This window comes from Variovorax sp. IB41 (assembly GCF_016405905.1).
In the GTDB taxonomy this organism is placed as follows: domain Bacteria; phylum Pseudomonadota; class Gammaproteobacteria; order Burkholderiales; family Burkholderiaceae_C; genus Variovorax.
On record NZ_JAEFCB010000026.1, the window covers coordinates 51,052 to 76,283 of the forward strand.

The window sequence follows — 25,232 nt, forward strand, 5'->3', positions numbered from 1 at the left end:
CGAGCCCGAAGCCTTCGCGAAATTAGAAGGTGATGGCGCATTTCTCTCCGCCAGGAAGTGCCATCTAGCTCTTGAGTCGTGCCGTCGAGCCTTCTGATAATGGCAAGACAAAGTACGTGCGAACCCCCATCCGGTGGCACGCCACCTGCTTCTAGACTTGTTCGTGAAACAGTCTTCAAGCAGGTATCCGATGCAACGAAAACACAGAATCGCCGTCATCCCGGGTGACGGCATCGGGGTCGAGGTGATGCCCGAAGGCCTTCGCGTGCTCGAGGCCGTGAGCCGCAAGTTCGGCATCGACTTCAGCTTCGATCATTTCGACTGGGGCTCGGACCACTACGTGCGCCACGGCCTCATGATGCCGGCCGACTGGGACGACCAGATCAAGGGCCACGACGCCATCTACTTCGGCGCCGTCGGTGCGCCCGACAAGGTGCCCGACCACATCGCGGTGTGGGGCCTCCTCATCAAGATCCGCCGCGAGTTCGACCAGTACGTGAACCTGCGCCCCGTGCGCCTGATGCCCGGCGTGCCCGGGCCGCTGGCGCACCGCAAGCCCGGCGACATCGACTTCTTCGTCGTGCGCGAGAACACCGAAGGCGAGTACACCTCCGTCGGCGGCCGCCTCTTCGAAGGCACGCCGCGCGAAATGGCGATCCAGGAGGCCGTGTTCACGCGCCACGGCGTGGATCGCATCCTCAAGTACGCCTACGAACTCGCGAGCAAGCGCCCGCGCAAGAACCTCGTGGCGGCGACCAAGTCGAATGGCATCGCGATCACCATGCCGTACTGGGACGAGCGCCTGGCCGAGATGGCCAAGCGCCATCCCGACATCGCCACGAGCAAGTACCACATCGACATCCTGTGCGCGCACTTCGTGCAGCACCCCGACTGGTTCGACGTGGTCGTGGCCTCCAACCTCTTCGGCGACATCCTCTCGGACCTCGGCCCGGCATGCACCGGCACGATCGGCATCGCACCATCGGCGAACCTGAACCCCGAGCGCGCGTTCCCCTCGCTCTTCGAACCGGTGCACGGCTCGGCGCCCGACATCGCGGGCAAGGGCATCGCCAACCCGATTGGCCAGATCTGGTCGGCCGCGCTGATGCTGGATCACCTGGGCAACGGCGACCCCGTGTACGCACAGGCCTCGGCCGCGGTGATCTCGGCCGTCGAAACCGTGCTGGGCGAAGGCCCGCGCACGCGCGACATGGGCGGCACGGCGAGCACGGTCGACGTGGGCCGCGCCGTCGCCAGCTGCATTGCATGACCCGCCCCAACGCGAGGCCCAGGGGCAGCTAGATGGGCCTCTTCCTGCTCAAGCGCCTGGCAACGCTGGTCGGCACGCTGATCGGCGCGTCGGTCATCGTGTTCCTGGTCCTGGAGATCCTGCCCGGCAACGCCGCGCAGATGCTCATGGGGCCCGACGCCTCGCCCGACGCGGTGGCTGCACTCGCCACGAAGCTGGGCCTGGACCAGCCCGCGTGGACGCGCTACTGGCACTGGATCGGCGGCATCCTCACCGGCAACCTGGGCGACAGCTACGCCTACGGCTCGCCGGTGCTCGACCTCATCCTCGAACGCCTCGCGCTCACCGTGCCGCTGGCCGTGCTCGCGATGACGCTGACCACGGTGCTCGCGCTCGTGGTCGGCGTGACGGCCGCGGCGCGCCACAACAAGATGGGCGACGTGGGCCTCATGGGCATGACGCAGGTGGGCATCGCGATTCCGAATTTCTGGTTCGCGATCCTCTTGATCCTGGTGTTCTCGGTGAAGCTGCAGTGGTTTTCCGCGGGCGGCTTCGACGGGTGGGGCGAGGGCGTGTTCAGTGGCGTGAAATCGCTGCTGCTGCCCGCGCTGTCGCTTGCGGTGGTGCAGGCGGCGATCCTTGCGCGCATCACGCGCTCGGCCGTGCTCGAAGTGATGCGCGAAGACTTCGTGCGCACCGCGCGTGCCAAGGGTGTGTCGCAACGTGCCGTGCTGTGGCTGCACGTGCTGCGCAACGCGATGATCCCCGTCATCACCGTGATGGGCATGCAGTTCTCCGAACTGCTCGCCGGCACCATCGTGATCGAGAACGTGTTCTACCTGCCGGGCCTCGGCCGGCTGATCTTCCAGGCCATCAGCAACCGCGACCTCGTCGTGGTGCGCAACTGCGTGATGCTGCTCGCGGCGCTCGTGGTCATCGTGAACTTCGTGGTCGACGTGCTGTACGCCGTGATCGACCCACGCATCAAGGCGAGCGACATATGAACGCCATCGTTGCTCCCAACGTTCCCAACGCAGCCGCGCTCACCGTGCCGGGCTTCTGGCGCCGCGCGCTGCACCACCGCAGCTTCGTCATCGGCGCCGTGCTCGCGCTGCTGCTGCTCGTCGCCGCGCTCGTCTCGTTCGTGTGGACTCCGTGGTCGCCCTACGACATGGACATGGCCAACAAGATGCAGGCGCCCTCGGCCGCGCACTGGCTCGGCACCGACGCCTTCGGGCGCGACGTGGCCTCGCTGCTGCTGGTGGGTGCGCGCGCCTCCATCCTCGTGGGCGTGATTGCTGTCGGCATCGGTCTCGTGGTCGGCACGGCACTCGGCCTGCTGGCCGCCGCCCGGCGCGGCTGGGTCGAAGAGGCGATCATGCGTTTCGCCGACTTCTCGCTCGCGTTCCCCGCGATCCTCTCGGCGATCATGATGACGGCCGTGTTCGGCGCCGGCATCGTCAATGCCATCGTCGCGATCGGCATCTACAACATCCCCACCTTCGCGCGCATCACGCGGGCCTCGGCCAACGCGATCTGGTCGCGCGAGTACATCGCGGCGGCGCGCGCCTGCGGCAAGGGCTCCTTCTCGATCACGTTCCAGCACGTGCTGCCGAACATCTCGGCCGTGCTGATCGTGCAGATCACCATCCGCTTCGCCATCGCGATCCTCGCGGAAGCGGCGCTCTCGTACCTCGGCCTCGGCACGCAGCCGCCGCAGCCCTCGTGGGGCCGCATGCTCAGCGAGGCGCAGACGCTCATGTTCCAGCAGCCGCTCCTGGCCGTGTTCCCCGGCATGGCGATCGCGCTGGCGGTGCTGGGCCTCAACCTGCTCGGCGACGGTCTGCGCGACCTGCTCGACCCGCGCCTTGCACGGGCCCGCTGAACCATGCCTCTTCTCGAAGTCAACGACCTGCGCATCGGCCTGCAAACGCAGCGCGGCCCGGCCGAAGCGGTGCGCGGCATTTCCTTTTCCCTGGAGCGCGGCGAAACGCTGGGCATCGTGGGCGAATCGGGCTGCGGCAAATCGATCACCGTGATGTCGCTCATGGGCCTCTTGCCTTCGAGCGCCAAGGTCGGCGGCAGCATTCGCCTCGACGGGCAGGAGCTCGTCGGGCTGCCCGAAAAAGCGATGTGCCAGATCCGCGGCAACCGCATCGGCATGATCTTCCAGGAGCCGATGACCGCGCTGAACCCGGTGCACACCATCGCGCGCCAGGTCGGCGAGCCGCTGCGGCTGCACCGCGGGCTCTCCAAAGCGGAAGCGCGGCAGGAGGCGCTGGGCCTGCTGGAGCGCGTGGGCATTCCCGATGCGGCTTCGCGTCTCGATGCGTATCCGCACCAGTTCTCCGGCGGGCAACGGCAGCGCATCGGCATCGCGATGGCGCTGGCCTGCGGCCCCGACCTGCTGATTGCCGACGAGCCCACCACCGCGCTCGACGTGACCATCCAGAAGCAGGTGCTGGACCTCATCCAGGGCCTGGTCGCGGAGATGGGCATGGCGCTGATCCTGATCTCGCACGACCTCGGCGTGATCGCCAACAGCGTGCAGCGCATGCTCGTGATGTATGGCGGCAGCATGGTCGAGGGCGGGCCGACGAAGGCCGTGTTCGCCGAGCGCGCGCATCCCTACACGCGCGGCTTGTTCGCGGCACGGCCGGTGCTCGGTGCGCCGCGCACGGGCCGGCTGGCCACCATCCGCGGCAGCGTGCCCGAGCTCGTGGACCTTCCGCGTGGCTGCGCGTTCGCAGGGCGTTGCAGCTTCACGGCCGACATGTGCTACACGACGAAGCCGCCGCTGGCGATGAAGCCGAGCGGCCATGCCGTGCGCTGCCTTCGCCTCGAAGAAATCGCGGCGCAAAGCGCTGTACCGGCATGAGCAAGTCCGCCACATCCCAGCCGCTGCTGGAGGTGACCGACCTCGTGCGGCATTACGACCTGCCGCGCGAAAAACTCTTTGCGCCGCCACCGACCGTCAAGGCGCTCAACGGCGTGAGCTTCAAGGTCGAAGCCGGGCGCAGCTTGGGCATCGTCGGTGAATCGGGCTCGGGCAAGTCGACCATCGCGCGCCTCGTGATGGCGCTCGACACGCCCACCTCGGGCAGCGTGAAGCTGCTCGGGCGCGACCTGCACACACTGCCCAAGAGCGAACTGCGCACCGCACGCCGCGATTTTCAGATGGTCTTTCAAGACCCGTACGGTTCGCTCGATCCGCGCCAGACCGTCGCACGCATCGTCGCCGAACCGCTCGAAGCATTGGCCGAAGTCTCGCGCAAAGAGCAACGCGAACGCGCCGCCGAATCGCTCGCAGCCGTCGGCCTGCGCACGACCGACATGGACAAATATCCGCACGAGTTCTCGGGCGGACAAAGACAGCGCATCGCCATCGCGCGCGCGCTCATCACGCGCCCCAAGCTCATCGTCGCCGACGAGCCCGTGAGCGCGCTCGACGTGTCGGTGCAGGCCCAGGTGCTCAACCTCATGCAGGACCTGCAGCAGCAGTTCGGCATCAGCTACCTCCTGATCAGCCACGACCTCGCGGTGGTCAACCACCTGTGCGACGACGTCGCCGTCGTCTTCAAGGGCCGGATCGTGGAGCAGGGCGCGCCGGGCCACCTGTTCCGCCACGCACAGCACCCCTACACGCGGACGCTGCTGTCCGCCGTATTGCAGACGCCCGCGGCCTGAGCCGCGCGGGGTCGTTTCCCTTACTTCTGGAGAGATAACGAATGTTGAAGCGACGCACCCTCATGGGCACCGCCATGGCCGCGGCAATCCCGGGCGCCTTTCTCCCGCTCGCGCAGGCGCAGACGGGCAAGAACATGCTGAGCATCGGCATGCCGCTGGAGCCGCCGGGCCTGGACCCGACCGCGGGCGCCGCGTCGGCCATTGCCGAGATCACGCAATACAACATCTTCGAGACGCTCACCAAGGTCAACGCCGACGGCTCGGTCACGCCGATGCTCGCCGAGAGCTGGTCGTCGTCGCCCGACATGAAGACCTTCGTCTTCAAGCTGCGCCGCGGCGTGCGCTTCGAGAACGGGCAGCCCTTCAACGCTGGCACGGTCAAGTTCTCGTTCGACCGCGCCGGCGGCGCCAAGAGCACGAACAAGGACAAGCGCTTCTTCAGCGAGATCGGCACCGTGGTGCTCGACGAGTACACCGTCGGCGTCAACAGCACGCTGTCGAACCCCGACCTGCCGTTCATGCTCGGCCAATCCACCGCCTGCATCGTCGAGCCCAAGAGCGCCGAGACGAATGCGACCGCACCTGTGGGCACCGGCCCCTACAAGCTGGCCGCCTGGCAGCGCGGCGCCTCGTGCACGCTGGTGAAGTCGCCGACGTACCGCGACCCGAACCTTGCGAAGGTCGAGAAGTTCGTCTTTCGCTTCATGTCCGACACGGCCGCGCAGACCGCAGCGCTGATGGCCAACGACATCGACATCTTCCCGCGCGCGGGCACCCGCTCGGTCGCGCAGTTCAAGGGCAACCCGCGCTTCCAGGTGCTGGAGGTGGGCACGCGCGGCAAGGTGATCCTCACCATCAACAACCGCAAGAAGCCGCTGGACGACGTGCGCGTGCGCCGCGCGATCCTGGCGGCGCTGGACCGCAACACGATCATCCAGGGCGCGGCCGACGGCTTCGGCAAGCCCATCGGCAGCCACTACGCGATGGGCGCGCCGGGCTTCATCGACACGACCGCGATGAACCCCTACGACATCGAGAAGGCCAAGCGCCTGCTGGCCGAAGCCGGCGTGAAGACGCCGCTGGAGCTGCGCCTGACGCTGCCGCCGCCTTCGTACGCACGCCAGGGCGGCGAGATGATCGCCGCGCAGCTCGCGCAGATCGGCATCCACGTGAAGATCCAGAACGTCGAGTGGGCGCAGTGGCTGAGCGGCACCTTCGGCGGCGCGCACGACTTCGACCTCACGATGGTCGCGCACGTGGAGCCCTTCGACCTGGTGAAGTACACCGAGCCCGACTACTACTGGGGCTACGACTCGAAGAAGTTTCGCGACACATTCGTCGCGATCCAGAACGAGGAGAACAAGAAGCGCCGCGCCGACCTGCTGGCCGAGGCGCAGCGGCAACTGGCGACCGATGCGGTCAACGGCTTTCTCTACCAGGCGGTGCTTCCCACCATCGCGCGCAAGGAGGTCAAGGGCCTGTGGGCCAGCATGCCGATCATCGTGAACGACCTGGCCGCCATTTCCTGGAGCTGATGCCATGACCAAGCCCCTGTATTCGCTGACGGCGGCCGAACTCGGCGCGGCCTACCGCAGCAAGGAACTCTCGCCGGTCGAGGTGGTGCAGTCGGTCAACGAGCGCATCGCCGCGCTCGAGCCGAAGCTGCACGCGACCTGGCTCTTCCGCCCCGAACTCGCGCTCGAGCAGGCGCGTGCTTCGGAAGCGCGCTGGCTGGCCGGCACGCCGCGCGGCGCGCTCGACGGCGTGCCCGTCACCATCAAGGACAACCTTGCGACCGCGGGCGATCCGATGCCCTTGGGCACCGCGGCCTACGACCTCGTGCCGATGGCGGACGATTCGCCGCCGGCCGCACGCCTGAAGCAAGACGGCACGGTGCTCGTGGCCAAGACCACGATGCCCGACGTCGGCATGCTGTCGTCGGGCCTCTCGACCTTTCACGAACTCTCGCGCAACCCGTGGGACCTGTCGCGCACGCCGGGCGGCTCCAGCGCGGGCGCCGGTGCGGCCGCTGCTGCGGGCTACGGCCCATTGCATGCGGGCACCGACATCGGCGGGTCGCTGCGCCTGCCCGCGAGCTGGTGCGGCATCTTCACGCTCAAGCCCAGCTTCGGCCGCATCCCGCTGAGCACGCCCTACATGGGCCGCTGCGCCGGGCCGATGACGCGCACGGTGGAAGACGCCGCGTTGATGATGCAGTCCGTCGCCCAGCCCGACAGCCGCGACTACTCCGAGCTGCCGCCGCCGGTCATCGACTGGCTGGCCTTCGACGTCGATGCGTCCTTTCTCGCGGGCAAGCGCGTGGGCCTCCTGATGGACGCAGGGTGCGGCCTGCCGCTCGATCCGCAGATCCGCAAGGCGGTGCTCGCCGCCGCGAAGAAGATCGAGGCGGCCGGCGCGCACGTCGAGGAGATGAAACCCTTCATGACGCCGGAGATGCTGCAGGGCATGGACCACTTCTGGCGCATGCGGTCGCTGGGTGACCTGCGCGCCATGACGCCCGAGCGCCGCGCGAAGATGCTGCCCTACATCGATGCCTGGGCCGAGAGCGCGGCGGGCTTTTCGGGCGCGCACATCTTCGACGCCTACAGCCAGTTCGTCGCCACGCGCGCGGCCACCGTCGCCGCGACCGTGGGCTTCGATTTCGTGATCTCGCCGGTGTCGCCCAACATGCCCGCGCCCGCGGAGCACGCCTCGCCGACCAACGACCCGCTACGCTCGCTGGAGCACATCGGCTTCACGGTGCCCTACAACATGTCGGAGCAGCCGGCCTCGTCGGTCAACTGCGGCTACTCGGACGCGGGCCTGCCCATCGGGCTGCAGGTGGCGGGCCGTCGCTTCGACGACCTGGGCGTGCTGCAGTTCAGCCGCGCCTTCGAACTCATCCGCGACGCGCAGAAGCCCTGGCCCGAACTCCAGTGAACCCAACGCAAAGAGAGACAAGATGACAGCAGCAACGCATTACATCGACGGCGGCCGCGTGGCCTCGCAGGGCACCGAGACCATCGCCGTGATCGACCCGAGCGACGGGCAGCGCTTCGGCGAAATCGCACGCGGCACCGCCGCCGACGTGGACGCCGCCGTCCGCGCCGCACGCAAGGCCATGGGCGAGAACTTCGACGGCCCCTGGGGCGCGATGACCGCCCTCGAGCGCGGCCGCCTGCTGGCCAAGCTCGGCGCTGCGGTGATGCAGCACCACGAGGAGCTCGCACAACTCGAAGCGCGCGACACCGGCAAGGCGCTGCGCGTGGCGCGCAACGACGCGACCGCGCTCGCGCGCTACTTCGAGTACTACGCCGGCGCCTGCGACAAGCTGCACGGCGACACGCTGCCCTACGAGCGCGGCTACACGGTGCTGACTGTGCGCATGCCGCACGGCGTGACCGGGCACATCATTCCCTGGAACTACCCGATGCAGATCGCGGGCCGCAGCGTGGGCGCGTCGCTCGCGGCGGGTAACGCCTGCGTGGTCAAGCCGGCCGAGGACGCGAGCCTCTCGCTGCTGCGCCTGGCGGAGATCGCGACCGAGGTGGGCTTTCCCGCGGGCGCGCTCAACGTGGTGACCGGCTACGGCAAGGAGGCGGGCGCCGCGCTGTGCGCGCACCCGGGCATCGACCACATCTCGTTCACCGGCTCGACCGTCACGGGCCGCAGCGTCGGCCTTGCGGCGGCCGAGCGGCATTGCCCCGTCACGCTGGAGCTCGGCGGCAAGTCGCCGCAGCTGGTGTTCGCCGATGCGGACCTGGACGCGGCCGTGCCGGTGTTGCTCAACGCGATCATCCAGAACGCTGGCCAGACCTGCTCGGCGGGCAGCCGCGTGCTGGTGGAGCAATCGGTGTACGAAGAGGTCGTGAAACGGCTGGCCGAGCGCTTTGCGGCCGTGCGCTCGGGGCCGCCCGCCGACGACCTCGACATGGGCCCGCTCATCAATGAAAAGCAGTTCCGCCAGGTGCGCGACATGGTCGCGACCGCCGAGGCGAACGGCGTGAAGGTGGCCGCGCGCGGCACCGTCTCGCCGAACGCTTCGGCCAGCGGCTACTACCAGGAGGCTGTGCTGTTCCGCGATGTGCCTGCGGACAGCGAACTCGCGCAGCGCGAGGTCTTCGGCCCCGTGCTGGCCGTGATGCCCTTCGCCGACGAGGCCGAGGCGATCCGCCTGGCCAACGGCACCGACTTCGGCCTGGTGGCCGGCGTCTGGACGCGCGACGGTGGCCGCCAGCTGCGCGTGGCGAACAAGCTGCACTGCGGGCAGGTCTTCATCAACAACTACGGCGCGGCGGGCGGCGTGGAGCTGCCGTTCGGCGGCGTCAAGTCGAGTGGCTTCGGCCGCGAGAAGGGTTTCGAAGCCCTGCTAGGCTTCACGACCCTCAAGACGATCGCCATCAAACACGGATGAACCCATGAACACGAACGCACAAGAAGCACAAGCGCCCCGCCGCGTCGGCCTGGTCGGCGTCGGCCTGATGGGCAGCGGCATCGCGCAGAACATCGTCAAGCACGGCCACAAGCTGACCATCCTGGACCACCCCGGCAACCAGCCCGTGGGCGCGCTGCTCGCGGCCGGCGCCACGGCCGTGTCGGACGTGACCGCGCTGGCTGCCGACGTCGATGTGCTGATCCTCTGCGTCACCGGCTCGCCGCAGGTCGAAGCCGTGATGCTGGGCAAGGATGGAAAGGGGGGCGCGCTCGCCAGCCTGCGCGCCGGCACCGTGGTGATCGACTGCTCCACCGCCGTGCCCGACTCCACCACCAAGGTCGCAGAGGCCGTGCAGGCCCAGGGCGGCAAGTTCCTCGATGCGCCGATGACGCGCACCGCCAAGGAGGCCGCCGAAGGCCGGCTCAACCTGCTGGTGGGCGGGGATGCCGAAGTGCTGGTCTCGTGCCTGCCGCTCTTGCGCTGCTTTGCCGAGAACATCACGCACGTGGGCGGCATCGGCGCCGGTCATGCAATGAAGCTGCTGCACAACTTCGTCTCGCTCGGCACCGTGGCGCTGCTGTGCGAAGCGGCTGCCTGCGCGGAGCGCGCCGGCGTGGCGCCCGATGTGTTCGTGGACGTGCTCGCCAAGGGCGGCGGCAACGGCGTGGCGCTGGAACGCGTCAAGCCCAAGTTGCTGACCGGCAGCACCGATTCGTTGAAGTTCTCGATGGCCAATGCCAAGAAGGACCTGGGCTACTACAACGACATGGCGCAGCAATCGTCGGCGAGCCATGGCATTGCGCAAGCCGTGGAGAAGCTGCTGACCCAGGGCATCGACACCTTCGGTCCCGACCGCATGGTGCTCGACCTGGTCGAAGCGCTGAAGAAGTAAGGCGCCCGCACCACCTCGCGATACGGCGCTAAGGCGCGTAGCGCGAGAGCAGGTGATCGACCAGGCGGCGCTGCGGAAACGTCAGCGTCTCCTGCCGCGTGCACAGGTACATGCGGCGCGACGCCCACGCGTCCGACAGGTTCAGAAAGCGCAGGCCCATTTCCTTGCGGTAGGTGGCGGCGGCGCCCTCGGGCAGGATACCCACGCCCATGCCGGCCTCGATCATCCGGCACACCGCCTCGAAGCTCTTGACCTTCACGCGCAGGCGCAGCACCTTGCGCGCGGCGACGGCCGCATCCTCGATGGTGCGGGCGATGGCCGAGTCGTTCTCCAGGCCCACGAAATCGAAATCGAGCAGCTCCGCGAACGACACCTCACGGCTGCGGTACGGGTGCTTGCGGTGGACGATGGCCACCAGCCTGTCCATGCGGTACGGAATGAAATTGAGCGTCGTGTCCGCGGTGTCGCCGGTGATCACGCCGACGTCGGCATGCCGGTCGCGGATCGCCTGCACGATCCACACGCTGCGGTGCTCTTCCACATCGACGCGGATTTCCGGATAGCTGCGCCGGAAGCTCGCCACGTCGTCGGGCAGGAACTGGCCCATCGCCGATGCATTGGCCTGCAGCCGCACGCGGCCGGTCGCGCCCTGCGCGTAGTCCGAGAGGTCGGCACGCATGCGGTCGACGTCGCGCAGGATCAGCCGCGCGTGGATCGCCAGCGACTCGCCCGCGCCGGTCACCGTCACGCCCTTGGAGGTGCGCTGGAAGAGCGGCACACCGAACTCGGTCTCGAGCATGCGGATGCGCCGGCTCGCGGCCGACAGCACGAGGTGATGTTCTTCGGCCGCTTTCGAGAGGCTGCCGGATTCGAGCGCGCTCAAAAAGAGCGCGAGGGAGTCGAGGTCGGGCCGCATCGATCCGTTCAGCGGAAGGTGATGTCGAGCGAATCGAATGGGGCCTCGAACTCGGCGCGCCAGGTTTCGCCGGGCACGATGGGCCAGGCGTCGGTCCACGTGCCGGTGGTGACCACGTCGCCGGGCTGCAGCGCGGGCGCGCCGGGGCAGCTTTGCAGTTCCTGCACGAAGTGGTGGAGCGCATGCAGCGGGCCGTCGAGCACGTTGACGCCGGTGCCTTCGTCGATCGTCGCATCGCCCTTGAGCAGCTTGAGATGCGTGGCCGCCAATTTGTCGTCGAGCTCGACGCCGTTGCGCGCGAACTGGCGAACCGGCGTCTCGCGCCCGACAAGCAGGCGGGCATGCAAGGCGCCATCGGCCACGGTTTCCGCGGCGGTGAATTTCCAGTCGCAGTGCGACTGCACGATCTCGAAACCCGGCGCGAGCCACTCGATGCAGTCGAAGACCTGCGCCAGCGTGGCATCGCGCGGCGGCGTCGCGGCGATGCCGAAGACGATTTCCGGCTCGATGCGGGGCTGGACGGTGCCCGTGAGGTCCACGGTTCCATGCCCGTCGCAGCGCGTGAGCGTCGTGTTCCAGACCGGGCCCCAGATCGGCCCGAACACGCCGTAGCGCTGCCAGATCGTGCGGTTGGTGAATCCGATCTTGTAGCCCACCGGCCGCTCGCCGCGCTGCAGCCGCAGGGCACGCAGCGCGAGCGCGTCCTGGTAGGCGGCGGCGACGTCGGTGCGGCCGAGCGTGGGGCGGTCCGAAGGCCACGGGGCGGCCTTGTCGTAGTGGGCGAGTACGGCTTCGGGGGTCATCGAATCAGTCTACATGCGATGGGGCGGCGGTCACAGCCATGTCACGCTGTGCATGGCACGCTCGCGGCCTTGAAAACACAACGCCGCCTTCACTCGCGACCCGTCGTCATCGCGTTGGCGATTGCCTGCGTGATGGCGCTGGTCGCCGCATGGCACTTCACGGCGCAGACCTCGGCGGCGGCAGGCCCGCCACTGGAGATTCGCTGGCACGGCAACGGCATCGTCCTGCAGGGCGCGGTGCGCGATGTGGCCACGCAGCGCGCGTTGGCCGAAGGCGCGGCGGCACGGCTCGGCGGCGAGACCGATCAAGTCGTGGACTGGCTCGACATCGTGCCCTCCGCGCTGCCGGTGGCGGACGCCGCAGCGCTGGCTGACCTCATCCGTCTCGGACAGGAAGGCTGGCACCTGCAGCGGCGGCCGACGGACGGATGGCTGGCCGTGCAGTCGCTCTCCGACGAGCGCAGCACCAAGGCCCGCGCCCTGCTGCGCAGTGCCTTCGGCGCCGACGTTTCGATCGAGCTCGTGGCGCTTCCCTGAGCCCCCGCGCGGTCGAGGGATGGTCACGCCGCCGTCATGTCGCGTGGCCAGCATGCGCTGCATTCCAATACGGAGGAGAAGATCCATGCATGCATCGTTGAGGCACGTCGCGCTGGCAAGCGCAGTTCTGGTGATGTTGTCCGCCTGCGGCGGGAGCGGCAATTCGGGCAGTTTCTTTCCCATTCTTCCGCCGGCCCCGGCGTCCGCACCGCCGCCCCCCGCGCCGGCCCCGCCCGGCAGCATCGAGGTGAAGCTCATCGCCTTCAACGACCTGCACGGCAACCTGGAGCCGCCCAAGCTCTCGATCACCGCACCGGCCACCGGTGGCGGGACGGTCGCGGTGCCCGCGGGCGGCGCGGCCTACCTGGCCTCGGCCGTCGCGTCGCTCAAGGCGAAGAACGCGAACAACGCGGTGGTGTCGGCGGGCGACATGATCGGCGCCTCGCCGCTGGTGTCGGCGCTGTTCCTGGACGAATCGACCATCGAGGCCGTGAACGCGATGAAGATCGATTTCAACGCCGTCGGCAACCACGAGTTCGACAAGGGCCAGACCGAGCTGCTGCGCATGAAGAACGGCGGCTGCGCGAAGAACACGGCGCTCGAGCCCTGCCGCGTGAACAAGGCCTTCCCCGGCGCGAACTTCGGCTTCCTCGCGGCCAACACGGTGAAGACGGACGGCAACACGCTGTTCCCCGCCACCGGCATGAAGAGCTTCACCAAGGACGGCGCCACGGTGAAGGTGGCGTTTATCGGCATGACGCTCAAAGGCACGCCCAACATCGTGACCCCCGCGGGCGTCGCGGGCCTGAGCTTCAAGGACGAAGCCGACACGGCCAACGCGCTGATTCCGCAACTGAAGGCGCAGGGCGCGGACGCCGTCGTCGTCGTGATCCACGAAGGCGGCACCACCACCGTCGGCTACAACGACAAGAGCTGCGCGGGCCTGAGCGGCGACATCCTGCCGATCCTGAACAAGCTCGATGCGGCGGTGGACGTGGTGATCTCGGGCCACACGCACCGCTCGTACGTCTGCGACTACGGCAAGACCAACCCGGCCAAGCCGTTCCTCCTGACGAGCGCGGGCCAGTACGGCACGCTGCTGACGGACATCGACCTCACCATCGACACCCGCACCCGCAAGGTGACGGCCAAGGCCGCGGACAACGTGATCGTGCAGGGCGAGGCCTTCACCAGTGGCCCGACCACCGTCGCACTGACCGACCAGTACCCCGTGTTCGGCAAGAACCAGGAGGTGGCCGCGCTCATCAGCCAGTACCTCGCGATTGCCGGCCCGCTGGTGCAGCGCGTCGTGGGCTCGCTCACCGCCACGGCCACGCGCACGCTGACGCCATCGAAGGAAAGCGTGCTGGGCAACCTGATCGCGGATGCGCAACTCGCCGCCACCAGCCCGGCGGGCAAGGGCGCCGCGCAGATCGCCTTCATGAACCCGGGCGGCGTGCGCGCCGACCTGGCGCCCGCACAGGACGGCAGCGTGACCTACGGCCAGATCTTCGCGGTGCAGCCCTTCGGCAACAGCCTGGTGGTCAAGACGATGACGGGCGCGCAGATCAAGGCGGTGCTGGAGCAGCAGTTCAACAGCGGCTCGAACACGCCGGCCGCGCCGAAGGTGCTGCTGCCTTCGCGCGGGTTGACGTACAGCTATAGCGCCTCGGCGCCCGGCGGCGCGCGCGTGAGCAACATGGCGCTCAACGGCACGGCCATCGATCCGGCGGCGAACTATCGCGTGACGATGAACAGTTTCCTGGCCACGGGCGGCGACAACTTCACCGTGTTCAACCAGGGCACCGACACGCTCGGCGGCGACCAGGACGTGGACGCGCTGGAGGCCTACATCAAGGCGAACAGCCCGCTCGCGCCGCCGGCGACGGACCGCATCACGCTGCTTCCCTGAGCGCGGCGGGGCGACCGGCATCCACGGTCGGGCGCCGCATCGAGTGGCGCGTGCCGCGGACCAGGCTGTGCCCCAGCCATTCGACGGGGCCTGCATTGTGGCGCGCCATCCACCAGCAGCTGGCCATGGCCTGCAGCGCGAAGATTGCGGCGCCGCAGAGCAGCAGGCTCGCCAGGTCGAGTTGCAGGCTCGTGCCATGCACTAGGCATAAGCCGAGCAGCGCCTGCGCCAGGAAATTCGTCAGCGCCATCCGACCGGTGGGCGCCAGCTTCTGCAGCCATCGGCGCCATGCGGCCTGTTGAAAGAGAAGGACGAAGGCTGCAGCGAAGAACGCGACCCACGCGACCCAAGCGAGCAGCGCGGCATGCGCAGCGTCCGTGCGCATCGTGGCGATCAGGCCGATGCCAAGGCTCACGCACAGCAGGTATCGCCAGAAGCGGCGATGCGCGATCGATTCACGCAGCACGGGTGCGCGGCCGATCCACAGGCTCGCGACCGTCAGCGCCAGCAGTCCGGCCATCGCGAAGGCGGGAAGACTGCCGAGCAGGTTGGCCATCAGCGTGCCGAACAAGCAGAAGCCGCGCAATGCGTCCGGCAGCGTGAGTCGAGCGGCGTGCGCGGGCGGCAGGGGCAACGTCCGGACGGTCTTGGATGTCATCGAAGTACGCGGTTGTGGGGTTGGTCGTGATGCTATGAATCGGCATTGCACGAACATTGCGTTCGCGGCCGGATTTCCCCCGGCACGACCCGCCGCGAAGGCTCGCGGCCTGACTTCGCGTAGGTCGTTTTCCCACATGTATTTTTTCGTGTCGGTGCCGTCTTAGCATGGCCCGATCTGCCACCGTTGGCAGAGGCTTTTCCGCCGATCCATGTCATTGCAAAGGAAACATCATGAACACCATGAACCTCCGCATCAACCTCCGCACTCTTGCGTTTTCGTCCGTCGTTGCGGCCTGCAGCCTGGCTTTCGTCGGATGCACCACGACGCGCCCGCAGGACCAGGCCAGCAGCGCGTCGTCGCGCACGTCCATCGACGCGCAGGTCGATGCGTCGCTCTCCAAGCTGTATGACTCCGTGAGGGGCTCGCGCGAACTGGTCGCCAAGTCCAGCGGCGTGCTGGTGTTCCCGGCCGTGGTCGGGGCCAGCCTAGGCGTCGGTGCCGAGTACGGGCGCGGCGCCTTGCGCGTGAACGGCCGCACGCAGTCGTACTACAGCACCACCGCGGGCTCGGTGGGCTTCCAGGCCGGCGCGCAGTCCAAGGCCGTGATCTACCTGTTCACCACGCAGGCGGCACTCGACAAGTTCCGCGGCAGCAAGGGCTGGACGGCCGGCGCCGACGCCACGGTGGCTGTTGCCACCATCGGTGCCAACGGCAGCATCGATACCAACACGATCCGGCAACCGGTGGTGGGCTTCGTGCTGACCAATGTGGGGCTGGAAGCCGGCGTCTCGCTGTCGGGCGCGAAGATCACCGAGATCCAGCTGTAAGGCAAACGACGACGCGGGGCTTGCGCCCCGTCGTCAGCCGGCCAACTGCTCCGACAGTTGCGCCTGCAGATCGGCGACTTGCCTGCGCAGGGCGTCGTTCTCGCGCGTGAGTTCGGCCACGCGCTGCTGCAGCAGTTCGACCGCATCGGGGTTGGCGGGCTGATCGTCCGATGCGGACTCGGCCGACTCTGCGCGTGGCTTGCGCTTGGCCTCGCGCACGCGCTTGGCCGCCTGCTTGAGTTCGTCCTTGCCTGCGTTCGCCGCAGAGACCTGCTCTTCTGCAGGTAGGCTGGCCACGGCTGCGGCGGTGTTGATCGAGATCACACCCGACTTCACGGCGGCCACCAGTTCGGGCGCGGCCTGCTTCTGGATCTTCTCGATCATCACGACCTGGCTGCTGCTCAGGCGCGCGGCCTTGGCGATGGATTCGCGGCTGTTCAACGGCGCGGGCGGGGGCAGGGCGTTGGCGTTGTCGGCCGGAGAATCGCCGGCGGATGCGTCGACATCGAAAGGCGGGTCTTCCGACGACGAGGTTTCCGACAGCGCGCGGGAGCGCTGGTCGTCGACGATGACTTTCTTTCGGAGCGCCAGCACGCCGCGCTGGTAGTCCGAGATGCTGCGCCGGCCCAGGTGCTGGTCGATCATCCAGAGGTGCACGTCCTCCATCGTCTTGAAGTGCGTGTTCTGCACCGTATGGAAGGGCAGGCCGTGCTTCTGGCAGATGCCGTAGCGGTGGTGGCCGTCCACCAGCACCTCGCCCCACAGCACGAGCGCGTCGCGGCAGCCTTCGGTGAGGATGCTGCGCTCCAGCGCCGCGTATTCCTCCGGAGACATGGGATCGATATAGGCTTTGAGTTCTTCGTTGACGACGATGTTCATGAGGGAGGGATCGGGGAAAGGGGCGAAATTTTAGATGCGCGCGTCGTGGGGACTTGCAGCGGGCGCTCCCATTGCAGCGGCGCCGTTTCGCGGCACACGATGCGTGCGTCGGTGGAACTGCAGATAGCCACCATGTGGTCGAGGGTGGGCTGCAGTTGCAAGAAGTGCCAGTGGTGTGTGGGGTCGTCGCGTGGATCGGCGAGGGTGAATCCGATGTCGCGGGGGGTGTCAAGCGCAAAGGCGAAGCTATCGAGCGGGATCTGCAGGCCCATGCCGCGCGCCTTGATGTAGCTTTCCTTCAGGGTCCACAGTTCGAAGAAGCGATGCGGTTGCGATGCGGGCGGCAATGCATTGAGCGACTGGGCCTCGGACGGGGCAAAGTAGTGATCGACGGCTTCGAGCACGGCGGAGCGGCGAAGGTTCTCGACATCGACGCCCAGTTCGATGTCTCGTGCAACTGCCAGCACGATGAGGCCGGTGGTGTGACTCAGGTTGAAGTCCAGGCCATGCGTTTCTCCATCGATGCGAGGGCGGCCGAAACTTCCGCTGGCAAAGCGCCAGTCGCACGCCTGCACCGGCGCATAGCGCGACAACACCGAGCGCACCAGCACCCGGGTCAGTAGGTAGCGATAGCGGTCGCGTGCGAAGTGGAAACGATCTTTTTGCTGCAGTTCCTGCGGCGTCAATAGCGCGCGATAGGCGGCGTCGAGCGCGGGATCGCCGGCCTCGCCATGGGGGCAGAACCAGAGATGGATATCGCCCGCAGGCAAAGGGAGGAGAAGGTCGGCGCGGTGCATGGTGGGCAGCAGCGCTTCGCCGCGATCACTTTTTTCAGATGCTTGCACGAAGCGAAGTGGGCTATTATCGCGACCCCCTGTGCCGGGTTCCGCGTTCTCTCGCGGATCGCTTGGCCGTCCGATCCGCCATAGCGGATTTTCTCGGGGCTCCTCATGTCGTTTGTTTGAGTGTCGATCCGGAAGGGTCATGGAAATGCCTCAAAATCCGCCTATAAATAGCAATGATTCTTATTTCGATTTGTGCATCGAAAGTAGTAGATCGAACCTGCGGCCCGTCCCGGCTCGCCCACTGGAACTGGAGGAAGAGGTGTTGAACATGCCGTCGCCGCATTCGTCCGAGCCTTCGCTCGCGGAGGTTTTCATCGCCCACCGGGCGCAGCTCTGGCGGGTCGCCCGGAAGATCGTCAACACGGCCGACCTGGCCGACGACGTCGTGCAGGACGCCTACCTGAAAATCGCCGACGGCCCATGCGTCCGCCAGGCCGACCGTCCCATCGGCTATTGCTGCCAGGTGGTGCGCAACATGGCACTGGACTACTGCCGCCGTCACCGCGTCGAAGCCAGCTATCGCACCTTCGACGTCGACGTGGAACTCCTCGACATGCCCACCACCGCCTCGACCCCCGACCGCATGATGTGCGAGCGCCAGGTGATCACCGCGATCGACAAGGTGCTCGCCGGCCTCTCGCCCCGCACGCGCCTCGTGTTCGAGCTCTACCGTCTCGAAGGCCTCACGCAGCGCGAGATCGCGGCGCGCCTGGGCTGTGCGCTGGGCCTCGTGAACGGCCTGATTGCCGAAGCCGCCAACGCGATCAAGTCGTGCGGCCACCTGCTGCTGGAGAGCGACGCGCGCTAGCTGCGGCTTTTGCGGCTTCTACGCAGCGGGGTCGCGCCCGTTTCCCGCGAGAATGCGCGCTGGACCGGCCGGGTCCGTTCAAGACCTGGCCTCGACGGACAACGCGAGCAGCTTCACGAATGACACAGGAAACGGGCGATCCCATCTGGAACACCGCATGGGACTGGGTGCAGCGCGAGCACGACAGCGAAAGCTTCGACGAGGCCGCGCGCGCCGAAATGACAGCCTGGCTCCTCGCAGAGCCTGCGCACCGCCAGGCCTACGACAAAGCCGCTCGGCTCTGGCTCCTCGCGGGCTTCGTTCCTCCGGTCAACGACCTCGGCGACGACTTGCCTGACGACGACGCCGAGCCTCGCGCCGGCAAGTAAAACCCCCGTATCCATCGCGAACGCGCCCCCCTGCGCGCGTTCGGCACCGGCACGTCCACGGCGCTCGCCGTCCCGCCGTGAAAAATGAACAGATCAGTCTCTGAAGCGTCCTCTTGGCAGGGGCGCCGAGATCCCGTCCGGTCCGCGATCGGCTGCGGTGCGCTCCTTCTCTCTGTTCAATCACACAAGGACGCACCGATGTCGACGAGCTGTTTTGACCGCGAAGACGAGACCTTCATCGTTCTGGTCAATCACGAAGACCAGTACTCCATCTGGCCCCACTGGAAGGCCGTTCCCGGCGGATGGACCGCCGTCGAGGGCGTGCGGGGCGACAAGAAGACCGTGCTCGCCTACGTCGAGAGCCACTGGACCGACATGCGGCCCAGGTCGCTGCGCGACTGGATGCAGCAGCAAGCAGGCGCACCGGCCACGCAAACCACTGCCGGTTGATGAGCGCCCAGGTGCCCCAGGTGCCCCTGGCGCTACTGTGCCTGCCGTGCGCGGGTGCCAGCGCCTCCATGTACCTGCGGTGGCGGCGTTTCCTGCCGCCGTGGGTCCGCATCGTGCCGGTGGAGCTGCCGGGGCGGGGCGCGCGCATGGACGAGCCTTTCATCGAAGACTTCGATGCGCTGGTCGCGCGGATCTGCGCCGAGCAGGCCGATGCGATGCGCGGCGACTTCGCGCTCTTCGGTCACAGCATGGGCGCGTTGCTCGCCCATGGCGTGGCCCGACGGCTCCAGTCGCTGCGGCGGCCCCTGCCGCGCGCGCTGCTGGCGTCCGGCTGCCAGGCGCCTTCCCGGCGCGATCCCGGGCGTTTCGACGGCGGTGAAGATGACGCGGCGCTGACAGCCGAACTGCGCAAACAGGGCGGCACGCCCGAGGCGGTGTTCGCGAGCGAGGAACTCATGCGCATCACGCTCGACACGCTGCGCGCCGACCGCCGCGTCTGCCGCAGCCACGTTCACACGCCCGGCCGGCCGCCGTTGCCGCTGCCCGTCCACGCCTTCGCGGGACGCCAGGACGACATCGAGGCACCGGCCATGGCGGCCTGGTCCGAAGAGACCCGCGACGCCTTCACGCTCGACTGGTTCGAGGGCGGCCATTTCTTTCTCCGGCAACACGAGCCCGCCTTTCTCGCGGCCCTCGCACGGCGTCTGCCGACGCATCTTCATCAAGCGCCACTGCTGGCGCATCAAGGGTAGATATGACTGAACCGCTCGCGACGGAATCCGTCGGCCGGCAACCGCGTAATTTCGTGGCGCACCTGCGCGCGCTGGCCGAGCAGCGTCCGCACGACGTGTGGCTCACCGTGGTCGACGAGGTCGATGGCATCTTGAGCGAGCAGCCCTTCACCTATGCCGTCTTCGAGCGGCGCGTGCGCGCGCTCGCCGCGCGCCTGCAGCAGCAGTTCGCCAAGGGCGACCGCGCGCTCGTCATGCTGGACAACGGCGACCACTACGCGGTGAGCATGCTGGCCTGCTTCTACAGCGGCGTGATCGCGGTGCCGGTGTTCCCGCCGGAGTCCATCCGGCCGCAGCACCTGGCGCGGCTCACCGGCGTGGCAACCGATTCGCAGGCGCGCTGCGTGCTCACATCGTGCGCATTGAGCGCCGCGATGTCGGCGGCCGGCAACCAGTTCGGCGATGTGCAGATCGTTGCCGTCGATGCGGTCGACATCGCGCTCGCCGACGCCTGGCAGCCCTTCGCGCCGAGCGACGACGACGTCGCCTTCCTGCAGTACACCTCGGGCTCGACCTCGGCGCCCAAGGGCGTGATCGTCACGCACGGCAACCTGATGGCCAACGAGCATGCGATCCAGGCCGGCATGGGCATCGGTCCGGACGACAAGTTCGTCTCCTGGGCGCCGCTCTATCACGACATGGGCCTCATCGGCGGCCTCATGCAGCCGCTCTACAGCGGCATTCCGCTGGTGCTGACGTCGCCGCGCTATTTCCTGGAGCGTCCGGTGCGCTGGCTGGAGCTGATCTCGCGCCACCGCGCCACGCTCAGCGGCGGCCCGGACTTCTCGTTCCGCCTGTGCCTGGAGCGCGTGAAGGACGCGCAGATCGCGCAGCTCGATCTCTCCAGCTGGCGCGTGGCCTACACCGGCGCCGAGCCGGTGCGCGCCGACACCGAACTCGATTTCATCGAACGCTTCGCCCCCGCGGGCTTCGATGCGGGCGCGGTCTACGCCTGCTACGGCCTCGCCGAAGCGACGCTCTTCGTGACTGGCGGAAAACGCGGCACCGGCATGGTCGCGCGCGGTTTCGACCCCGACGGCCTTGCTGCGGGCAGGGGCGCGCCGCGCGAGGGCGGCACGCTGCTCGTGGGCTGCGGCGCGGTGGCGGTCGATCATGTGGTGGAGATCGTCGATCCCGACACGCTGTCGGCGGTGGCCGAGCCCGGATGCATCGGCGAGATCTGGGTGAGCGGCGCGAGCATCGGCGCCGGCTATTGGGGCAAGCCGCGCGAGTCCGCCGAGACCTTCGTCGAGCACGCGGGCCGGCGGTGGCTGCGCACCGGCGACCTGGGTTTCGTCTGCGACGGCGAGCTCTACGTCACGGGCCGCATCAAGGACCTGATCATCGTGCGCGGCCACAACATCTACCCGCAGGACATCGAGCGCGTCATCGAGGCCGAGGTGGACGCGGTGCGCAAGGGGCGTGTGGCGGTCTTCGCCGCCAATGGGCCCGACGGCGAAGGCATCGGCGCCGCGGCCGAGGTGTCGCGCAGCATGCAGAAGCTGGTGCCGCCGCAGGTGCTGGTCGAGGCGCTGAGCGCCGCGGTCAGCGAGGTGTTCGGCGAGGCGCTCTCGGCCGTGCTGCTGCTCAACCCCGGCGGCATGCCCAAGACCACCAGCGGCAAGCTGCAGCGCAGCGCCTGCCGCGCGGGCTGGCGCGATCGCAGCGCGGATGCCTACGCGATCTACGAGCGCGGCGTCTTCGTCAAGGGCGGTCCTGCCGAGGCGCAGGCCGAAGCACCCGTGCTCGACGAGGTCGAGCGTGCGGTCGATGCGATCTGGCGCGAGGTGCTCAAAGCAACCTCCGACAAGCCGTTTGCGCGCGACGCCCATTTCTTCACACGCGGCGGCAGCTCGCTCACCGCCACGCAGGCCGCGGCGCGCATCTCGTCGCAATGGGACATCGTTTTTCCGGCCCGCGTGCTGTTCGAGAGGCCGCGGCTTTCCGAGTGCGCCGCCGCAGTCCGCGAACAGATCGCACGGGGCGCGCAGGCCGCGCACAGCCGCCCGGTTCCCATCGCCACGCTGCCCGCGGCGCGGAGGCACCAGGCGCTGCCGCTGTCCCACGCGCAGGAGCGCCAGTGGTTCCTCTGGCAGCTCGATCCGCAGAGCGCCGCGTACCACATGAGCGGCGCGCTGCGCCTGGCCGGATCGCTCGATGCCGAGGCGCTGCAAGCGGCGCTCGGCGACCTGGTCGCACGCCACGAATCGCTGCGCACCGCGTTCCGCGTCGAGGCCGATGGCGCCGCCGCGCAATGGATCGCGGCCACGGGCACGCTGCCCCTGGAACTGATCGACCTGCGTGGCCTGCCCGCCGGCGAACAGGGCGCGCGATTGGCGCATGAAACCCATCGCCTCAAGTCCGCACCCTTCGACCTGGCGCAGGGCCGCCTGGTGCGCGCCGCGCTGATCCGCACCGCGGACGACGGCCAGGTGCTCGCCGTGGTGATGCACCACATCGTGTCCGATGGCGCCTCGATGCAGGTGCTGATCGACGAATTGGCGGCCGGCTACCTCGCGCGCCTGCAGGGCAGCGCGGCCGTGCTTGCCGCACCGCGGGTGCAGTACGCCGACTACGCCGACTACGCTGTGTGGCAGCGCGAATGGCTCGCGGCCGGCGAGGGCGAGCGCCAGCTGGCTTGGTGGCGCTCGCAACTCGGCGACGCGCATCCGGTGCTCGAGCTGCGCACCGACCGTCCGCGCCAGCCCGAAGCCAGCTACCGCGCGGCGCGCCACGCCTTCGAGCTGCCCGCGTCCTTGCTCGGCCAGCTGCGCGGGCTCGCGCAGGCCGACGGCGCGACGCTCTTCATGGTGCTGCTCGCGGGGCTGCAGGTGCTGCTGCACCGCCACACCGGCCAGCAAGACATCCGCATCGGCACCGCGATCGCCAACCGCAACCGCGTGGAGTTCGAGAACGTCATCGGCCTCTTCGTCAACACGCTCGTGCTGCGCAACGCCATCGACGGGCGCACGAGCCTCGCGCGTGCGCTGGCCCAGGCACGCGAAGCCGTGCTGGGCGCGCAGGCGCACCAGGACCTGCCGTTCGAGCAACTGGTGCAGGCGCTGCAGCCCGAGCGCAGCATGAGCCGCAGTCCGCTGTTCCAGGTGATGTTCAACCACCTGTTCGAAGACCACCGGGCGCTCGAGCGGCTCGGCGGCATCGCGGTGAGCGACCATGCGCTGCCGGACTTGCAGGCGCAATTCGAACTGGTGCTCGAGGCGCGCGAGCGGCCCGATGGCCGGCTGAAGCTCGACTTGATCTATGCGGCCGAACTGTTCGATGCGGAGAGCATCGAGCGGATGGCGGGGCATTACGTGGCGATCCTGGGTGCGCTGGCCAGCCGCGGCGAGCAGGCCGTTGGCGATGTCGATCTGCTCGGAGCCTCCGAGAAGGCGCAGCTTGCGCAATGGAGCGTGAACACGCACCGCGAGCCCGGCTTGCAGCCCGTGCACCGCCTCATCGAAGGCCACGCCCGCTCACGGCCCGAGGCTACGGCGTTGCTGTTCGCCGATGAAGCCCTGAGCTTCTTCGAACTCAATCGAAGGGCGAACCGCCTGGCCCATCGCCTGATCTCGCTGGGCGTGGGCCCCGACGTACTCGTGGGCATCGCCATGGAACGCAGCGTGGAGATGGTCGTGGGCATCCTGGCCATCCTCAAGGCCGGTGGTGCTTATCTCCCGCTGGACCCCGAATACCCGACGCAGCGTTTGGCCTACATGGTCGAGGACAGCGGCATCCGATTGCTGCTGACCCACCGCGCCACGCGCGATCACATCGCTGCGTGCGAAGGCCTTGTCGCGCTCGAAGTCGAGCATCTGGACCTCGCCGACGAACCCGAGAGCGATCCGCAGGTTCCCCTGCACGGCGAGCACCTTGCCTACGTCATCTACACCTCCGGCTCCACCGGCCGCCCCAAGGGCGCAGCCATCCGCCACGATGCGCTGCACAGCTGCATGGCGTGGATGCAAAGGGTCTATGGCCTCGGCCGTGAAGACACCGTGCTGCACAAGGCCCCGTTCGGCTTCGACGTCTCGTGCTGGGAGCTGTTCTGGCCCATGACCGCAGGCGCCCGTCTGGTGGTGGCCAACCCGGGCGATCACCGCGATCCCGAGCGGCTGGTGCAGTTGATCCAGCGCCACCAGATCACCACGCTGAACTTCGTTCCGGCGATGCTGCAGGCCTTCCTCGCGCACCCCGGCATCGAGGCGAGCACGCGCCTGAAGCACATCATCTGCGGCGGCGAGGCCATGCCCTCGGAGACGCAGAGGGAAGCGCTGCAGCGCCTCGGCGGCGCGACGCTGCAGAACCTGTACGGCCCGACGGAGACCACCATCCACGTCACGCGCTGGACCTGCCGGGACGACGGGCAGGCGCTGGTGCCGATCGGGCAGCCGATCAGCGACACGCAGGGTTATGTGCTGGACGCAGAGCTGAACCTCGTGCCCCGAGGGGTGGCTGGGGAGTTGTACCTGGGCGGGGTGAGCCTTGCGCGCGGTTATCTGAACAAGCCCGGCTTGAGCGCAGAGCGCTTCGTGGCAGACCCGTTCGGCAGCGGCGGCAGGCTGTACCGCACGGGAGATCTCGTGCGCTGGAACGGTGAAGGCCAGATCGAGTACCTGGGCCGCATCGACCACCAAGTGAAGATCCGGGGCTTCCGCATCGAGCTCGGAGAGATCGAAGCGCAACTGCTGTCGCAGCCCGAGGTGCGCGAAGCCGTGGTGGTGGCCGGCGAGGGCCCGCTGGGTGCGCGCCTGGTGGGCTACGTCTCGTCCCATGCGGGCCGCGAGATCGGCTCGGCCGAACTGCGCCAACGTTTGGCCGAAGTGCTGCCCGACTACATGGTCCCTTCCACAGTGGTGGTGCTCGGCGCACTGCCGCTGAACGCCAATGGCAAGGTCGACCGCAAGGCGCTGCCCGAACCCGGGCTGGAGAACGCGGACGCCTACGAGGCACCGCAAGGCGAAGTGGAAGAGGCACTGGCCGCGATCTGGGCGGATGTGCTGGGCGTGGCGCGCGTGGGCCGCAACGACGGCTTCTTCGAGCTGGGCGGCCACTCGCTGCTGGCGCTGCGGCTGCTGGAGCGCGTGCGCGCGCTCGGGTGGTCGGTGCAGGTGCGAACGCTGTTCCAGCATCCGCAGCTCGCTGCGTTTGCGCAGGCCCTGATGCATGAGC

22 protein-coding genes are annotated in these 25,232 nt (G+C 68.2%); 17 read left to right on the forward strand and 5 right to left on the reverse strand.

What is annotated here, in order from left to right:
• Positions 1-190: 190 nt before the first annotated feature.
• From JC881_RS29340 to JC881_RS29380, 9 genes are read left to right on the forward strand one after another with little or no spacing between them, the layout of a single operon-like run.
• Positions 191-1,270 carry a tartrate dehydrogenase gene (locus tag JC881_RS29340; RefSeq protein WP_198789306.1) on the forward strand — a complete coding sequence of 360 codons (1,080 nt, stop codon included), beginning with the start codon at positions 191-193 and terminating at the stop codon, positions 1,268-1,270.
• A 32-nt stretch (positions 1,271-1,302) separates the two neighbouring features.
• Entirely contained in the window at positions 1,303-2,253 is a 951-nt protein-coding gene (locus JC881_RS29345; RefSeq protein WP_198789307.1) for an ABC transporter permease, read from the forward strand.
• Positions 2,250-3,134 carry an ABC transporter permease gene (locus JC881_RS29350; RefSeq protein WP_198789308.1) on the forward strand — a complete coding sequence of 295 codons (885 nt, stop codon included), beginning with the start codon at positions 2,250-2,252 and terminating at the stop codon, positions 3,132-3,134. The genes JC881_RS29345 and JC881_RS29350 overlap by 4 nt, the downstream gene beginning before the upstream one ends.
• Before the next feature lie 3 nt (positions 3,135-3,137).
• Entirely contained in the window at positions 3,138-4,127 is a 990-nt protein-coding gene (locus JC881_RS29355; RefSeq protein WP_198789309.1) for an ABC transporter ATP-binding protein, read from the forward strand.
• Positions 4,124-4,936, forward strand: coding sequence for an ATP-binding cassette domain-containing protein (locus JC881_RS29360; RefSeq protein WP_198789310.1), 813 nt, complete (start codon positions 4,124-4,126; stop codon positions 4,934-4,936). Before JC881_RS29355 ends, JC881_RS29360 begins: the two co-directional genes overlap by 4 nt.
• Before the next feature lie 41 nt (positions 4,937-4,977).
• On the forward strand, positions 4,978-6,471 hold the full coding sequence (locus JC881_RS29365) for an ABC transporter substrate-binding protein (protein ID WP_198789311.1): 1,494 nt from the start codon (positions 4,978-4,980) through the stop codon (positions 6,469-6,471).
• Positions 6,472-6,475: 4 nt separating this feature from the next.
• Positions 6,476-7,876: an amidase gene (locus tag JC881_RS29370; protein ID WP_198789312.1), complete on the forward strand. Its 1,401-nt coding sequence runs from the start codon at positions 6,476-6,478 to the stop codon at positions 7,874-7,876.
• Positions 7,877-7,898: 22 nt separating this feature from the next.
• Complete coding sequence (locus tag JC881_RS29375; protein WP_198789313.1) at positions 7,899-9,350, forward strand: aldehyde dehydrogenase family protein; 1,452 nt, start codon at positions 7,899-7,901, stop codon at positions 9,348-9,350.
• Between the two features lie 4 nt (positions 9,351-9,354).
• A complete protein-coding gene (locus tag JC881_RS29380) occupies positions 9,355-10,263 on the forward strand; it encodes an NAD(P)-dependent oxidoreductase (protein ID WP_198789314.1) in 909 nt (302 codons plus the stop codon).
• Between the two features lie 28 nt (positions 10,264-10,291).
• Here the strand turns inward: JC881_RS29380 and JC881_RS29385 are convergent, their stop codons facing one another.
• The gene (locus JC881_RS29385; protein WP_198789315.1) at positions 10,292-11,179 is read right to left on the reverse strand and encodes a LysR family transcriptional regulator; all 888 of its coding nucleotides are present in this window, start codon (positions 11,177-11,179) and stop codon (positions 10,292-10,294) included.
• An 8-nt stretch (positions 11,180-11,187) separates the two neighbouring features.
• Positions 11,188-11,982, reverse strand: coding sequence for a 2-keto-4-pentenoate hydratase (locus tag JC881_RS29390; RefSeq protein WP_198789316.1), 795 nt, complete (start codon positions 11,980-11,982; stop codon positions 11,188-11,190).
• A 69-nt stretch (positions 11,983-12,051) separates the two neighbouring features.
• Between JC881_RS29390 and JC881_RS29395 the strand changes: the two genes are divergently transcribed.
• Entirely contained in the window at positions 12,052-12,519 is a 468-nt protein-coding gene (locus JC881_RS29395; RefSeq protein ID WP_233102107.1) for a hypothetical protein, read from the forward strand.
• A gap of 85 nt (positions 12,520-12,604) precedes the next feature.
• A complete protein-coding gene (locus JC881_RS29400; RefSeq protein WP_198789317.1) occupies positions 12,605-14,431 on the forward strand; it encodes a bifunctional metallophosphatase/5'-nucleotidase in 1,827 nt (608 codons plus the stop codon).
• On the opposite strand, the gene JC881_RS29405 is transcribed toward JC881_RS29400, so the two are convergent.
• Complete coding sequence (locus tag JC881_RS29405) at positions 14,415-15,089, reverse strand: DUF418 domain-containing protein (RefSeq protein ID WP_198789318.1); 675 nt, start codon at positions 15,087-15,089, stop codon at positions 14,415-14,417. The two genes, JC881_RS29400 and JC881_RS29405, sit on opposite strands and share 17 nt — an antisense overlap.
• A gap of 242 nt (positions 15,090-15,331) precedes the next feature.
• Between JC881_RS29405 and JC881_RS29410 the strand changes: the two genes are divergently transcribed.
• On the forward strand, positions 15,332-15,919 hold the full coding sequence (locus JC881_RS29410) for a BPSL1445 family SYLF domain-containing lipoprotein (RefSeq protein WP_443083380.1): 588 nt from the start codon (positions 15,332-15,334) through the stop codon (positions 15,917-15,919).
• A 33-nt stretch (positions 15,920-15,952) separates the two neighbouring features.
• On the opposite strand, the gene JC881_RS29415 is transcribed toward JC881_RS29410, so the two are convergent.
• The gene (locus JC881_RS29415) at positions 15,953-16,798 is read right to left on the reverse strand and encodes a plasmid replication/partition related protein (RefSeq protein WP_198789320.1); all 846 of its coding nucleotides are present in this window, start codon (positions 16,796-16,798) and stop codon (positions 15,953-15,955) included.
• Entirely contained in the window at positions 16,795-17,643 is an 849-nt protein-coding gene (locus tag JC881_RS29420; RefSeq protein WP_198789321.1) for a 4'-phosphopantetheinyl transferase family protein, read from the reverse strand. Before JC881_RS29420 ends, JC881_RS29415 begins: the two co-directional genes overlap by 4 nt.
• Positions 17,644-17,911: 268 nt before the next feature.
• On the opposite strand from JC881_RS29420, the gene JC881_RS29425 reads away from it, so the two are divergent.
• The 5 genes from JC881_RS29425 to JC881_RS29445 all read left to right on the forward strand — a co-directional run.
• The gene (locus JC881_RS29425; protein WP_198789329.1) at positions 17,912-18,451 is read left to right on the forward strand and encodes a sigma-70 family RNA polymerase sigma factor; all 540 of its coding nucleotides are present in this window, start codon (positions 17,912-17,914) and stop codon (positions 18,449-18,451) included.
• A gap of 119 nt (positions 18,452-18,570) precedes the next feature.
• Complete coding sequence (locus JC881_RS29430; protein WP_198789322.1) at positions 18,571-18,819, forward strand: DUF4880 domain-containing protein; 249 nt, start codon at positions 18,571-18,573, stop codon at positions 18,817-18,819.
• A gap of 198 nt (positions 18,820-19,017) precedes the next feature.
• On the forward strand, positions 19,018-19,269 hold the full coding sequence (locus JC881_RS29435) for an MbtH family protein (RefSeq protein WP_198789323.1): 252 nt from the start codon (positions 19,018-19,020) through the stop codon (positions 19,267-19,269).
• A complete protein-coding gene (locus JC881_RS29440; protein ID WP_198789324.1) occupies positions 19,269-20,021 on the forward strand; it encodes a thioesterase II family protein in 753 nt (250 codons plus the stop codon). The genes JC881_RS29435 and JC881_RS29440 overlap by 1 nt, the downstream gene beginning before the upstream one ends.
• 2 nt (positions 20,022-20,023) lie before the next feature.
• Positions 20,024-25,232, forward strand: a 5,209-nt coding sequence (locus JC881_RS29445) for a non-ribosomal peptide synthetase (RefSeq protein ID WP_198789325.1), incomplete at its 3' end; no start/stop codon positions are given.

Excerpts from the sequence above, each read along its gene's own strand:
- JC881_RS29415 (WP_198789320.1), bottom strand. The coding sequence starts at position 16,798 with ATGAACATCGTCGTCAACGAAGAACTCAAAGCCTATATCGATCCCATG.
- JC881_RS29360 (WP_198789310.1), top strand. The coding sequence starts at position 4,124 with ATGAGCAAGTCCGCCACATCCCAGCCGCTGCTGGAGGTGACCGACCTC.
- JC881_RS29400 (WP_198789317.1), top strand. The coding sequence starts at position 12,605 with ATGCATGCATCGTTGAGGCACGTCGCGCTGGCAAGCGCAGTTCTGGTG.
- JC881_RS29430 (WP_198789322.1), top strand. The coding sequence starts at position 18,571 with ATGACACAGGAAACGGGCGATCCCATCTGGAACACCGCATGGGACTGG.
- JC881_RS29385 (WP_198789315.1), bottom strand. The coding sequence starts at position 11,179 with ATGCGGCCCGACCTCGACTCCCTCGCGCTCTTTTTGAGCGCGCTCGAA.
- JC881_RS29345 (WP_198789307.1), top strand. The coding sequence starts at position 1,303 with ATGGGCCTCTTCCTGCTCAAGCGCCTGGCAACGCTGGTCGGCACGCTG.
- JC881_RS29375 (WP_198789313.1), top strand. The coding sequence starts at position 7,899 with ATGACAGCAGCAACGCATTACATCGACGGCGGCCGCGTGGCCTCGCAG.
- JC881_RS29365 (WP_198789311.1), top strand. The coding sequence starts at position 4,978 with ATGTTGAAGCGACGCACCCTCATGGGCACCGCCATGGCCGCGGCAATC.
- JC881_RS29350 (WP_198789308.1), top strand. The coding sequence starts at position 2,250 with ATGAACGCCATCGTTGCTCCCAACGTTCCCAACGCAGCCGCGCTCACC.
- JC881_RS29370 (WP_198789312.1), top strand. The coding sequence starts at position 6,476 with ATGACCAAGCCCCTGTATTCGCTGACGGCGGCCGAACTCGGCGCGGCC.
- JC881_RS29410 (WP_443083380.1), top strand. The coding sequence starts at position 15,332 with ATGAACCTCCGCATCAACCTCCGCACTCTTGCGTTTTCGTCCGTCGTT.
- JC881_RS29390 (WP_198789316.1), bottom strand. The coding sequence starts at position 11,982 with ATGACCCCCGAAGCCGTACTCGCCCACTACGACAAGGCCGCCCCGTGG.
- JC881_RS29440 (WP_198789324.1), top strand. The coding sequence starts at position 19,269 with ATGAGCGCCCAGGTGCCCCAGGTGCCCCTGGCGCTACTGTGCCTGCCG.
- JC881_RS29435 (WP_198789323.1), top strand. The coding sequence starts at position 19,018 with ATGTCGACGAGCTGTTTTGACCGCGAAGACGAGACCTTCATCGTTCTG.
- JC881_RS29405 (WP_198789318.1), bottom strand. The coding sequence starts at position 15,089 with ATGACATCCAAGACCGTCCGGACGTTGCCCCTGCCGCCCGCGCACGCC.
- JC881_RS29355 (WP_198789309.1), top strand. The coding sequence starts at position 3,138 with ATGCCTCTTCTCGAAGTCAACGACCTGCGCATCGGCCTGCAAACGCAG.
- JC881_RS29380 (WP_198789314.1), top strand. The coding sequence starts at position 9,355 with ATGAACACGAACGCACAAGAAGCACAAGCGCCCCGCCGCGTCGGCCTG.
- JC881_RS29425 (WP_198789329.1), top strand. The coding sequence starts at position 17,912 with ATGCCGTCGCCGCATTCGTCCGAGCCTTCGCTCGCGGAGGTTTTCATC.
- JC881_RS29340 (WP_198789306.1), top strand. The coding sequence starts at position 191 with ATGCAACGAAAACACAGAATCGCCGTCATCCCGGGTGACGGCATCGGG.